The following is a 10,886-nucleotide window of genomic DNA, read 5'->3' as shown; positions in this document are numbered from 1 at the left end:
CATGTTTTCGTCCGATCACGGTATTGGGAGGTGAAAGCAGATGAAGGATCTTGTGAGAGAACTGCATGTGCCTTGCTTGATGCAATGCGGTTTTTTCCGGGATGACAGCAAGACGCCCTACAGTCAGGCAGGTACGTGCTTTTCCGTCTCGCCCGACAAAGGCTCCGGGCATTACTGGACGTATTCCAGAGAAAACCTGTTTGCCATCTCGATTCTCGATTTCGTCTTCTATGAAGATTTGTTCCTGGAATTCCAGCAGCCGAAATATTTGAGCCTGAACTACTACGATTCCGTCTCGGGCGAAGAACTGCACCCGTACAAGCGCTTGTCCTCGGGGTGCATCCGGGTGCATTTTGGCTGCAACAATGTGTATCGGGCGCGCTACCATAAAAATATCCCGATCCGCTCGACGGGGATCGAGATTACACCGGAATACTACGAGGATTATTTGAAAGCAAAGTACCCGGACGAGTATACGGACCCGCGCTCGTCTTTTCTCAGCGTGGACGGACTGACGAATTTTCCCGAGCTCGTCTTCTTGTTCCGGCAGATCAGACAGTTTCGCGGCACCGGCATCGCAGCCAGGCTGTACTACGAGGGCAAGGTTGCAGAGGCTGTCTCGCTCATCGTCGAAAAAGCCCGGCAGCAAAAAAAGACCTATCCGAGCAAATACGTATCTAAGGCGGATTTGGACAGTCTGCAAGCTGTGACTGCCTATATCGACGACCACTTTGCCGAGGAAATCCACCTGGAGACCCTGGCCCGGATTGCCTGCATGGGGACGACCAAGCTCAAAGGCACGTTCAAGCTCGTCTACAAATGCACGATTACCGAATATATTCAGAACAAGCGGATGAGCCGGGCGGAGCAGTTGCTCAGCAGCACGGACATGCCGATCAACCAGATCGCGCAGCTTGTCGGCTATCACAACCCCAGTCGGTTCTCCGAGCTGTTTCGCAAAATTACCGGGATGCTGCCGAACGAATACCGGAGATACAGCCATACGCTCTTGTAAGCCAGCGTTTTGGGATACTCCATGCCGACAGGGACAAAAAAGCTGTAGCCGCTCACACGTCGACTACAGCTTTTTTTGTTTAATTCAGGCGCTGAATGTCGTAGCCTTTTTCTTTCAACTGGTCGAGAACCATGCCTTCGAGCGCATAATGGGCAGAGCCAATCACGATAAAAGAAGTGTGCTCTCCTTCCTGCTCCAGAAGCTGGACCAGCTTGCTTGCCATGTTGCGGTCCCGTTCTCCTAGCAGGCGCTGGTTCACTTCGCCGGCCCCGAACTGACCGTAGGCTGTCAAGGTGTTGGTCAGCCCTTCCAGATCGCCTTCCACCCAGTCGCGCTGCATGTCTCGCAAAATTTTTCCCTGGTCCGCCAGCGGTTGTTCGCCGGAGAGGATGCTGTCCAGCATCGTGTTCAGTTCTTTTTCCTGCTGCTCAGCTGGTACGTTGGAAAGCAAGTCCGTTTGCAGCTTGATGCCTTCCAGTTCATGGATTGGCTTGTCTATCAGCATCGCTTTGGTCAGGAAGTAGCTGTCAATGCCCGTAATCAGACTAACCTCCCTGTCTTCGGCTGAATCGGAGACGTAGCCGAATGTCGGCAGCGACAGCGTAACGGCAAACGGCTTCATCGTATCAAAGGAATTCTCCGGCAGCCCCAGGCTTGCCAGCACCTTTTGCAGCTTGCTGTACGTCTCGGCAGATACGTGGTCCTTCAATGACGTTCCGTCGCTGTACATCATTTTTTCAGTCATGTAGTCCATGTCGCCGCCAACGATGTCCGCCTCGACCCACAGGTCGTCCGATGCCTCGAAGGCGTCGCGGATGCTTTTTTTCAGCGGGTACATGTCCGTAGTCCCGATGTGAACGGAGCCGAGCAAGTACAGCGTGTTTTTGCCGTTCGTCACCTTCCACATCAGACCTGCAGCACCACTGCCCGCTGTATCGTAGGCAAACTCGACAACCCGGCTTGCGAGCACCACAGCCTGTTCAACCGTCGCGGGCTGCTGCAGGGCCAGACCTGCACCCGTTCCTTGCACCAAACCTTTTTTCTGCAAGTAGGTCAAAGGGTCTTGTCCCGTCAGTTCAAATGCGGCAGGCAGCTCGTACTGGGCCAAAAGCTTGTACAAAGTGGTCATGACCGTTTCACGGGTAATGACTTTCTCTTGAGGAATCGACACAGCCGCTGCTTTTTTTTGCAAGCCAAGCGAGTCGAGCTTTTTTTCCGTCGCCTTCATCAACTCGGCAAACCGATCAGCAGAGATCGGCTGCAAAAACGCTTCGTCCTGGTACCATTTCAACGGGAAAATCCCGTATTTCTCGCCTTCGTTCAAGGTCGACACAGCCCATGGGCTGACGCTTGGAGTGGACAGAGGCGTATTGGCATAAACCGGATAGACTTGTCCCAACAAAATGGACAAGCTCAACACTCCTGCTCCGGCCCAACGGAAAAACTTGCTCCATCGCTTCTTTTTGTTCATCAAAAGGACTCCTCTCATGCTGCCAAGCAGACTCGCTCGTTATTTTCTACCAATGGTAGATTATACCACAACGAAAAATGGCAAGTAACCAAATGTTAGATTCGGTTGACTTCATTTGCGTAATCCTTTCCCTTTTGCCTAGCGATTGCGGTTTCGGTAAAGCAAGTAGATGAAAAAAGGGGCGCCTACGCCCGCTGTAAAGACACCTGCCGGAATGTCGAGCGGTTGAAAAGGGTCCCGCTTCCTTATCCGCCTTGCAATGCGCATAAAAAAACACAGCCTTTGCAATAGCTGTGCGGTGGAGCCAAAACTTATTTGCTCTCGACAAACGTAATTTTGTTCATCAGCCGGCGAATTGCTTTTGGCAGCAAGTAAGCGGCGGGAAACGCCAGCGAAAAAGCCATCGGCCATGCCTTGAGCCAGCGTTCAAGCAACATGGAGTTGAAGCCGAAATTAATCAGCATCATGAAGAACGACAAAATACAGGACATGCCCAATGCCATCAAAAATGTAAAGAGAATGGCTTCGTATTTTTTCGGGATTTTCACACACAACACCTCGTTGAAATTTCTTGTTCTGCACAATGATTGCCCAGCTAATTATCGTAGCTTAAAGCAAAATAACGAAGCCGTCAACGCTGCAAGTGTCGAAATGGACAAGAAAAAACCTTTGCTGTGTCGCAAAGGCTTTTCCATAGCACTGCGCTTGTCATTCTCTCATTCGGCTGGCGACAGCTTCCGCCAAATCTGTCGTCAATTGCGGGACATGTGACTTCAGGATCGAGTTCACCATAGGGGCCTTCAAACCTTTTGCCGTAATGTCGAGAAACCCGGTCATTTTCGTGCGCGCTTCCCCCAACGCCTCGGCCTGGAAGTAGCCTTCTCCCGAAAAATTCTCGTTGATTCCGGTCAGGGTAAACTTCACTTCCGTCGGCTCGTTCCACTCGGTAATGTCCACCTGCAGGTTGATTTCTTTTTTCATAATCCCGATGTCTCCGGTAAACGTCCAGGTCACGCGCCGCTCATCGATCACTTCGTGGCTGATGTAGCCTGGCACGAGAGGAACCCAGTTCTCCAGTACGCTGACAAATTTCCAGACCGTCCCGATCGGCAGCGGCAGCTCAATATCGTGGATGCCTTGAGGCATGGTTGCTCATTCCTTTCCCCTGGTTGTTTCGGATGTCTCGTAATATGTATGGCTTTTGGGGGCAGGATATTTCGGGAAAATGTGTCGTTGTTTTTACACAAGCTGCTTCCGGTCGGGCTTGCCAAGGTCGGTGGTGTCGGTGATGCTGTTAATGAAATCTGGCGAGTTGCGGATGCAGTCATGTGGGGATCATTTGTGTTTGTATTGGTATCCTTCGGGTTTGAGCGATGCATGTACAGGCACAATTTTTCCGTCTATATCGGCATAAAAGTATCTGACATCAGGTTCGTCAGCAAAAATAACTTCTACACTAAAATTCGGAAGCTTTCCAAAAACGCCATTTAGACTAACGATTGCTTTCTCATCGATGTTTTCCTCCGTAATGAGGTAGTGGCGTACTTGATTTTCCAATCTTAACAATGTTCCTTGAACATATATGACTGGAGCAGAAATAAGGAGTAAGACCAGGAAAAGCATAATCATCGTTTTTTTGTTCATTTTCGTTATCACCCGTTGTAAAATGAAGCTTTTTTCCGAAACCGTTGCTCATTCCTTTCCCCTGCTTGTTTCGAAAATGTGTCGTCGTCTTAACACACGCTGCTTCCGATCGGGCTTGCCAAGGTCGGTAAGGTCGGTGTAGGCGATTCTGTTAATGAAATCTGGCGGAGGCTTGGGGGCGCAGCCATTTGGGGACTCATTTGTGTTTGTATTGGTATCCTTCGGGTTTAAGCGATACACCAATTGGTACTATTTTTCCGTTATTTTCGGTATAAAAGTATCTGACATCCGGCTCGTCAGCAAAAACAACTTCTACACTGAAATTCGGAAGCTTTCCAAAAACGCCATCTATACTCGCTATTGTTTGCTCATCGATGTTTTTCTCCGTAATGAGATAGTGGCGTACTTGATTTTCCAAGTTTAACAAAGTCACTTGAACATATATCACTGGAGCAGAAATAAGGAGTAAGCCCAGGAAAAGCATAATCATCGTTTTTTTGTTCATTTTCGTTATCCCCCAAGACGGTGCACCGCGAGCTGCCGAATTTGGTTGTAAAATGATGCTTCTAATCTCCTTAAAGAGTGAAGGCGATAATGGGCGCCCTACTATCGCTAGTCAACTTTATAGGAGGAATTTTTTATGGCATCTGATCGACCAAAATATCCTGGTACTAACACAGATATGAAGCCAGGAGACGTTTTGTACTCGAAAAAAAGCATTTCAACTTTTTTTGTTGGACACGTGGCAATTGTCGGACCAGACTACGATGTTATTCACGTTCATCCAAAAGGACCTGGGTTCATCGACAATATCGATTACTATGTAAGTCGGTTTGATGACGGTGATAAGATCCAAGTTCTTCGCCCTGGGAGAGGAGCTTCTAAAGCTGCTAATTGGGCAAAAAACCATATTCGTGATGTGAAGAAATATTACTTCAATATGGACTTGGATAATATCGAGCTTAGTTATTGTTCTAAGTTCATCTGGCACGCTTTTTACTATGGTTATGAGCTCGATATAACCGGTATGGGTCTTACCGATGGAAGTCGGGCAACCCATATTTATCCAAGTGATGTAAGAGATTCTGAGGAATTTGTATCAGTAGAAACTATTAAAGTTAATAAGTAATAAAGTCGAATAAAACCTCGCATTTGCGGGGTTTTTCCTCACTTTCAGCTTATCCAACTCAGTTATTTAGACAGACTATATCCGGTTCAGCCGTAATATAACTCTATATTTAAATTATACTCCAGACAAAGAAAAAATCCTCTTTTTACCACATAACACAAAAATATATTGATTTGTTAAAATGAGTTGCTTTTTCCCCCGAACATTTACCTAGAAGGTAGGATGGTGAGAAGAATGAATGACGAACTGCGAAAAGAAGAGTGCAGGAGACTAATAAAAAGGATTGCCTGGCGGTTGCAGTATCAAACAAAGAAGATTTCCACCCGAGAGCTTCCCATCATAGAAAATATATGTGGGCAAAATCAAATCTCATCTGTAGATTCTAAACTGTATGTAGAAGAAATGCTGAATTCCCTTCCAGCGAAAGCAAGATTCATTATCGAACAAGTCGTTATCAACGGGGTTCCCGAAAAAATCGTAGCGAATCATTTAGGAATATCCCAGCAAGGCGTAAACAAATACAAACGCAAATATTTAGGGCTGCTTCGGCGAAAATGGGAATCTACCTCGTAAGATTGCAGACCTCTTCCGAAATGGAGGCAGCCAGGCAAACACAAAACAAAAAGAAAACGCTTGGAGTGGAACGGTTCCCCAAGCGTTTTCGTATTTTCAGCACGCCTCTTTTAGCCTGCCTGTATGTTTTAGAAGCGGCTATTGCTTCCCAAGAAAGCCTTCCTTGAAAATGTTGAGCAAATAGTCCAGCGTAATCGGATCACTGTAGGTAGCAGCTTCTGTGTCAATGACGATCACATGGTTGTTTTTCACAGCCGGGATATTTTTCCACGTCTCTGAGTTCAGGAACGCATTTTCAGCACCCTTTCGCTGGCTGAGTACGATGTAGTCTCCGGCATACTCCGGGATCACTTCCAGGGAAAGCATGTAGTAGCCGGGGCCGAGTGCGTCTTTCTTCACTTTTTCCGGCATGGCGAGGCCCATTGCCTGGTACAGAATCTCGGTTCCGCGCGCCCAGTTGTTTCCGAATACGTAGAAGTCTTTGGCGTCGTGCTCGAAGACGGAGACGGTCTTCTCCTTGCCGATTTTTGCCTTGATCTCTTCTCCGGCAGCTTGCGCCCGCTTCGTGAAATCGTCGATCCACGCTTGCGCTTCCGCTTCCTTGTTCAGCAGCTTGCCGATCTCGCGCTGCTGCGCCAAATAGTCCAGCTTGCCCCACGTGTAGACAACGGTTGGCGCGATCTCCTTCAATTTATCCAGGTTTTTCATCCAGGACCCGGCAATAATCAGGTCGGGCTGGAGCGCAAGAATTTTTTCCAGCGTCTCATCGGATACCGTCTCTACATCTTTTACTTTGTCGGTGAAAAGCGGGTTCTTTTTCGTCCACTCATCGACTCCGACCAGTGTTCCGCCCAACGAAAGAACGTTCGGCGCATTTGTCAAACCGACGATTCGCTTCGGATTGGCCGGAGCCTCGACAGGTCCGTTTTCAGACTGGTATGTAATCGTTTCAGGCTTTGCTTCCTGCGTTGCACCGTTGTTCCCGGCAGCGTTCTCCGTTGGCACTGTAGCATTGCCACAGGCGCTCAGCAGCAGCACGAGTGACATCATAATGGAAGGGAGCCACTTTTTCATATTGCATTCTCCTTTTGACAGAGTGAAAAACAACAAGTGATAATGATAATCATTTCTAAACAATTACATACTATAAACCGTTCTCTATTTCCTGTCAATACGGGCAAGACAACAAGCGGATCGCCTTCCTCGATTTTGTGTTCCCCCGTGGCTGAGCAAGCTGGAAATAGCAAAAAGCTTCCCACGCATCAGGAGGGAAGCTTTTTTGCCACGCTATTGTTTTACGACAGCTTTACAAGGCTGTAGTTTTTCTTGCCTTTGCGGATAATGATGAAACGTCCGCCAATCGCCAGATCAGGCGTTACTACCAGATCCAGCTCGCTCACCCGCTCGCCGTTCATGGAAATCGCGCCTTTGGTAATGTCCTCGCGCGCCTGGCGCTTGGACGGCTCGATGCCCAGCTCGACGAGCCAGTCCACGATGTTTTTCGCTTCTTTTGTCGCTTCGTAGGTCGGCATTTCCTTGAAGCCTTGCTCGATCTCATCGGCGGTAAGCGATTTGATGTCGCCCGTGAAGAGAGCGGCTGTGATGCGCTTGGCCTGCTCCAGCAGCTCTTCGCCGTGCACGAATCGGGTCATTTCCTCTGCGAGCGTTTTTTGCGCTTCGCGTTTATGCGGCTCCGTCTCGACTTTTACCGCGAGCTCGTCGATTTGCTCTTTGGTCAGGAACGTAAAGTATTTCAAGTATTTAATGACGTCGCGGTCGTCGGTGTTCGCCCAGAACTGGTAAAATTCGAACGGCGTCGTTTTGTTCGGATCGAGCCAGACGGCACCGCCTGCTGTTTTCCCAAACTTCGTTCCGTCTGCCTTCAGCATGAGCGGAATCGTCAGGCCAAACGCTTTTGCCTCGGGACCCTCTTTTTTGCGAATCAGATCAAGACCGCTTGTAATGTTGCCCCATTGGTCGGAGCCGCCAATTTGCAGCTGGACGTCCTCGTGTCTGTACAGATGCAGGAAGTCGAGCGCCTGCAGGATTTGGTAGGAAAACTCGGTGAAGGAAATGCCGCTCTCCAGTCTGCTTGCCACGACATCCTTGGCGAGCATCGCGTTGATGCTGAAGTTTTTCCCGTAATCGCGCAAAAATTCGATCACGTTGATTTTATGTGTCCAGTCGTAGTTGTTGACCAATCGGATCTGGTTGTCGCCTTCTGTGATGAACAGCTTTTTCATTTGCGCGGTGAGAGCCTCTACGTTGGCCTGCACCTGCTCCAGGGATTGCAGCGAACGCTCGGACTGACGGCCGCTCGGATCGCCAATCGTCCCTGTCGCCCCCCCGATCAAAATAACCGGACGATGCCCCGCAAGCTGGAAGCGTTTCAGCACGATAAAAGGGATCAGGTGCCCGATGTGCATGCTGTCTCCCGTCGGGTCGACGCCACAGTACAACGAGATCGATTTTTGCTCCGTCAATTCACGGAGCCCTTCGGCGTCTGTTTGTTGGTTAATGGCCCCGCGCCATTCGAGTTCGTCAATAATGTTCACAGCCAATTCACTCCCTTAGGTTCGTCAATCTCTCCTATACCGAATCAACGTTGCGTGTGACAACAAAAAATCGCCCCTTGTCTATTGTAGACACAGGGACGATTGTATAACCGCGTTACCACCCAGATTGCACCAATGGTCGCTCCATCTTCCGGACGCCATTCATGCCACTCTCGGCGAGATATCGTTCGCCATTCCGCTCAGCATTACCCGAGATACTCCAGAGTTGTAATTCGCGGGCTTGGTGTGTACCGGGTTCCATCCACCCCCGGCTTTCTGGGACAGGGACCAAGCTGCTACTGGGCTCTTTCAACGTATGTCGCGTATAAGATTACAGACAGTATAGTGAATTGGAGAGGCGGTGTCAACTGGCAGTTTGCCCTCGCAGCCCCTGCTGTTCTGTCGGCAGGAAAAAAATGTGGTTGCGGTTGTTTGACTCATAGATGAAATCTTTCAAGCTTTTGCTTGTGTACACGGAAAAATCGCCCGCGATAGCAAGCTTTGCCTTGTACGTGACGAACTTTTGCAGAATTTCTCCTTCGACTACCATCGCAAAATACGGCCCGGATCGTCTTGCGGCAAACAAAAAATCGCTCTCTCGCAATATTCGCAGAACGACCAAGTAATTTCCGTTCCCACTTGCAACTCTCCCCCAATAAATCGCCGGAAGCATATTTATTTCATCTTTATTTACGGGTATGATAATAGAAAAAAAGAAAGAGGCTGTTTTATGGATTCAACCTATTCATCCAGATCTGCATCCAAAACAAAAATGCTCATCATTCATGCTCTTTTTATCGCTTTTACCCTTGCAGCCACCATGTTCATCAACATCCGTCTCCCGTTCATGGGCAACGGTGGCCTGATTCACCTTGGTAACGTGCCTCTGTTCATTGCCGCTTTCGTGTACGGCAGAAAAGCAGGAGCGATTGCAGGTGCCTTCGGGATGGGCCTGTTCGATCTGATTTCCGGCTGGACGGTATGGGCACCGTTTACCTTCGTCATTGTCGGGGCCATGGGCTATGTCGCTGGTCTCATCGCGGAAAGAATGCCGGGCAAACGCGTCCTTGCCTATTCTCTCGCTATCGCTTGCGCCCTGCTGATTAAAATCGTGGGCTACTACTTCGCGGAAGTGATTCTGTACAGCAACTGGATTCTGCCGTTTGGCTCGATTCCAGGGAACTTCCTCCAGGTCGTCGTTGCTGGAATCATCGTGCTGCCGCTGGTAGGACGCCTGAAAAAAATTGTCGGGCAAGGATAAGGGAGAACCATGCTTTTTTGCACAGTTTGCGCAGAAGTGCTACGTATGACGCACTTCGGCAGGCTGTAACGATCAAAATCGCTCAGGAGATGCTGATTCCTGGGCGATTTTTTTCGCTTGCACTTTATATAGAAAAGTGTGCTATACAAGGCAGATTACAGCTGCCAGGTGGGTCAATTCCAAACTGGCGAGGGTGCGACAAAAATAAAGTCGGCGTTGACACAACTTTAGACATTTTCTCGAAGGAAAATATCCACTTGTTTAACAAATTCCGCAAGTGTATTCGCTCCCGAATCATAACTCGAATTGGAAACGAGTATACAGCTGACACTATAACCGAATTTTTCAAAACTATAATGATATGCGTTAATGGGCGGGTATATGTCTGCGTAATAAGCTTTTAGATCATTATCAGGTGAATTATATCTGGCATTACTATAATAAATACTGTGTTGCCATTGTTCATGTTGGACACCGAGTCTTTTACTTACACTCATGAGAATGATTGTTCCGTTTGATTTATTTTTATAGATATAGTTTTTCTGTCTTCCAAATATGGAGGTATCTGCATCTTCCTGCTGATCTCCTAAAATACTGTCTGGAGCAGTTAATATGTTCTCATTACCTTGTAACAACTCTTCAAATCCTATTGGCTTAAATTTTTCATCGAACTTATTAGTAATAGTAACCAAATCTTTTCTCTCATCATCTGAAAGATAAGCGCCATGTACATTCTCAGCATAAGAAAATACATTTTGAGAAAATCCACCGATCAAAAAAGCTAATAGATAACTACCGAATAGGAGTACTATTTTAGACTTCCTCATTCAAATAACCACCTCTTTGTCGTGATAAGACCCTCTGACTAAATACGCATAAAGAGAAAATATTAAGTAAATCTAATTCAAAAATCTGTTTTATACCATTAAATACATATTATTACATAGTTGGTTGAAAAATAACACACTTTCCTGTTCGATCAATAATCTAGTTGTCGCAATAGTGTTAAAAATATTCGTTACTCTGTGGTGATATACTTCCCAACTGCTTAGTAATCCGTCGACACGTCCACTTTTCCTCAACCCGCAAACGAAGTGCTTCGATTTTCACGAATTCTTGTTATGATTAAAGCTTCTGTACTTTGGTTGCCATAAAAATGCCCCCCTAGAAGTCATCGGATTTCCCTATGGATTTCCAATCTCTATTCTAAAGGGTGCACTCAGCAGTCGAACTGGAGT

12 protein-coding genes and 1 pseudogene are annotated in these 10,886 nt (G+C 47.7%); 4 read left to right on the top strand and 9 right to left on the bottom strand.

Annotation, left to right across the window (positions count from 1 at the left end; translation table 11 throughout):
* Positions 1-40: 40 nt before the first annotated feature.
* On the top strand, positions 41-1,015 hold the full coding sequence (locus EDM57_RS11110; protein WP_122904833.1) for a helix-turn-helix domain-containing protein: 975 nt from the start codon (positions 41-43) through the stop codon (positions 1,013-1,015).
* 79 nt (positions 1,016-1,094) lie between these two features.
* Here EDM57_RS11110 and EDM57_RS11105 read toward each other — a convergent pair whose 3' ends face one another.
* The 5 genes from EDM57_RS11105 to EDM57_RS11085 all read right to left on the bottom strand — a co-directional run bounded on the left by EDM57_RS11105 (position 1,095) and on the right by EDM57_RS11085 (position 4,635).
* Complete coding sequence (locus EDM57_RS11105) at positions 1,095-2,486, bottom strand: TraB/GumN family protein (RefSeq protein ID WP_122904832.1); 1,392 nt, start codon at positions 2,484-2,486, stop codon at positions 1,095-1,097.
* Between the two features lie 311 nt (positions 2,487-2,797).
* Positions 2,798-3,034: a DUF2798 domain-containing protein gene (locus EDM57_RS11100; protein WP_122904831.1), complete on the bottom strand. Its 237-nt coding sequence runs from the start codon at positions 3,032-3,034 to the stop codon at positions 2,798-2,800.
* A 160-nt stretch (positions 3,035-3,194) separates the two neighbouring features.
* Entirely contained in the window at positions 3,195-3,632 is a 438-nt protein-coding gene (locus EDM57_RS11095) for an SRPBCC family protein (RefSeq protein WP_122904830.1), read from the bottom strand.
* 189 nt (positions 3,633-3,821) lie between these two features.
* Entirely contained in the window at positions 3,822-4,130 is a 309-nt protein-coding gene (locus EDM57_RS11090) for a DUF3139 domain-containing protein (RefSeq protein WP_122904829.1), read from the bottom strand.
* Between the two features lie 196 nt (positions 4,131-4,326).
* Entirely contained in the window at positions 4,327-4,635 is a 309-nt protein-coding gene (locus tag EDM57_RS11085; protein WP_122904828.1) for a DUF3139 domain-containing protein, read from the bottom strand.
* Between the two features lie 135 nt (positions 4,636-4,770).
* Between EDM57_RS11085 and EDM57_RS11080 the strand changes: the two genes are divergently transcribed.
* On the top strand, positions 4,771-5,259 hold the full coding sequence (locus EDM57_RS11080; protein ID WP_122904827.1) for a C40 family peptidase: 489 nt from the start codon (positions 4,771-4,773) through the stop codon (positions 5,257-5,259).
* Positions 5,260-5,493: 234 nt separating this feature from the next.
* Positions 5,494-5,832: a sigma-70 family RNA polymerase sigma factor gene (locus tag EDM57_RS11075; RefSeq protein ID WP_122904826.1), complete on the top strand. Its 339-nt coding sequence runs from the start codon at positions 5,494-5,496 to the stop codon at positions 5,830-5,832.
* Between the two features lie 138 nt (positions 5,833-5,970).
* Here the strand turns inward: EDM57_RS11075 and EDM57_RS11070 are convergent, their stop codons facing one another.
* From EDM57_RS11070 to EDM57_RS23730, 3 genes and pseudogenes are all read right to left on the bottom strand, one after another.
* Positions 5,971-6,906: an iron-hydroxamate ABC transporter substrate-binding protein gene (locus EDM57_RS11070; RefSeq protein ID WP_122904825.1), complete on the bottom strand. Its 936-nt coding sequence runs from the start codon at positions 6,904-6,906 to the stop codon at positions 5,971-5,973.
* Between the two features lie 221 nt (positions 6,907-7,127).
* A complete protein-coding gene (gene tyrS, locus EDM57_RS11065) occupies positions 7,128-8,387 on the bottom strand; it encodes a tyrosine--tRNA ligase (RefSeq protein WP_122904824.1) in 1,260 nt (419 codons plus the stop codon).
* 364 nt (positions 8,388-8,751) lie between these two features.
* Positions 8,752-8,925, bottom strand: a pseudogene (locus EDM57_RS23730) (DUF4180 domain-containing protein); the annotation flags it as partial.
* Between the two features lie 192 nt (positions 8,926-9,117).
* Here EDM57_RS23730 and EDM57_RS11055 point away from each other — a divergent pair.
* The gene (locus tag EDM57_RS11055; RefSeq protein ID WP_122904822.1) at positions 9,118-9,648 is read left to right on the top strand and encodes an ECF transporter S component; all 531 of its coding nucleotides are present in this window, start codon (positions 9,118-9,120) and stop codon (positions 9,646-9,648) included.
* Between the two features lie 227 nt (positions 9,649-9,875).
* Here EDM57_RS11055 and EDM57_RS11050 read toward each other — a convergent pair whose 3' ends face one another.
* Entirely contained in the window at positions 9,876-10,475 is a 600-nt protein-coding gene (locus tag EDM57_RS11050) for a hypothetical protein (RefSeq protein ID WP_122904821.1), read from the bottom strand.
* Positions 10,476-10,886: the final 411 nt, after the last annotated feature.

It is taken from the genome of Brevibacillus gelatini (assembly GCF_003710935.1).
Lineage (GTDB): Bacteria > Bacillota > Bacilli > Brevibacillales > Brevibacillaceae > Brevibacillus > Brevibacillus gelatini.
This window is presented reverse-complemented; position numbering and strand designations above follow the sequence as displayed.